General features: G+C 35.8%; 1 protein-coding gene. It reads left to right on the top strand.

The features are described from left to right. The coding region (locus tag ACTG3S_RS12320; protein ID WP_439129649.1) for a LamG-like jellyroll fold domain-containing protein at positions 1-1766 on the top strand (1766 nt) is incomplete at both ends.

Raw genomic sequence — 1766 nt, 5'->3', positions numbered from 1 at the left:
ACGAAAATATCACTGTTAGTACTGCTGGTGGTACACCTCAAATTGCAATAACTATTGGCGCTACTGTGCGTCAAGCTTCTTATATAAGTGGCAGTGGTGGTAGTGCTTTATTATTTAGGTATACTGTACAAAATGGAGATAATGATACGGATGGAATTGCTGTTGGTACTTTGGCTTCTAATGGAGGAACTCTAAGAGATAGTGGAGGTGCAAATGCCAATTTAACATTAAATAGTGTGGGTAACACAACGTCAGTTTTAGTAGACGCTGTAGATCCAACTGTTACAAGCGTTACTGTTCCTGCAAACGCTACTTATATAGCTGGTCAAAACTTAGATTTTACTGTTAATTTTAATGAAAATATCACTGTTAGTACTACTGGTGGTACACCTCAAATTGCAATAACTATTGGCGCTACTGTGCGTCAAGCTTCTTATATAAGTGGCAGTGGTGGCAGTGCTTTATTATTTAGGTATACTGTACAAAATGGGGATAATGATACGGATGGAATTGCTGTTGGTACTTTGGCTTCTAACGGGGGAACTTTAAGAGATGCTGCTGGTAATAATGCTAACTTAACATTAAATAGTGTTGGTTCAACTACTAGCGTTTTAGTAGATGCTAATGTACCTTCATTAAGTTCAAGTTCACCAGCAGACGAAGGTGTTTCTATTGGAAAAAGCAGTAATATAACACTTACTTTTAATGAAAACATTGCATTTGGTACAGGAAATATACAGGTAATTGATGTTACTGATGGTTCAAACTCTTTTGCTATTAATGTTGCTTCAGCTACTACACAAGTGGCTATTAACGGTGCTGTACTGACGATTAACTCAATTTCAGATTTAGATTACAACACCAATTATGCAATACAAATTGCAACAACAGCAATCACGGATACATCTGGAAATAATTTTGCAGGAATTACAGATAATACAACTTTAGATTTTACAACAGAATTAACTTCTGGAACTGGTACTCACTTAAATTTTGATGGTACAGATGATGTTGTAGATATGGGTTCTACTATGACTAGTGTTTTAGACGATATCAATACATTTACAGTAGAAGCAAGAGTTAGAACTACTACAACTTCAGGTTTTGGTGTAATTGCAGGTGTTTATGATTATCCTTCTACAGGAGTTGGAATGCAATTTTTATTAAGAAGAGATGGTACTAGTTATACCTTTTGGATTGACCATGGTACAGGTTTTAAAAATGTTACAGCAACAAGTGCTGTTTCGCAAGGTGTTTGGCAACATGTTGCAGGTACTTGGGATGGAACAAACATGAGAATTTATGTAGATGGTGTTTTAGTGAATACTGTTGGGGAAGCTGCTGCTAGTTTTAGAACAATAAGTGGTGCAAATCTAGCAATTGGGGGTAATGCTCATGCAGAAAACTTTACTGGAGATATAGATGAAGTTCGTATTTGGAAAAAAGTAAGAACTGATGCAGAAATATTAGCTAATAAAGATGGTGAAATATCTAATACAGAAACTGATTTACTTGCTTATTATCAATTTAACCAAGGAACAGGAGAAGCTAACAATTCGACTATTACGAACCTTACAGACAATAGTGTAAATAATTATACAGGTACACTTACTAATTTTGCTTTGTCAGGTATTGCATCAAACTGGTTATCACCAGCTTTAATTTGGACTGGTACAACTGATAATAACTGGAGCGTTGCTACAAACTGGAATAAAAGCGTACTACCAACTGCTACTGCTGACATTACAATACCTACAGGTTTAACC

Source organism: Polaribacter sp. (assembly GCF_965656025.1).
GTDB lineage: Bacteria > Bacteroidota > Bacteroidia > Flavobacteriales > Flavobacteriaceae > Polaribacter.
Note: the sequence above shows the minus strand (reverse complement) of the source record. Positions and strands in the feature narration are given on the sequence as shown.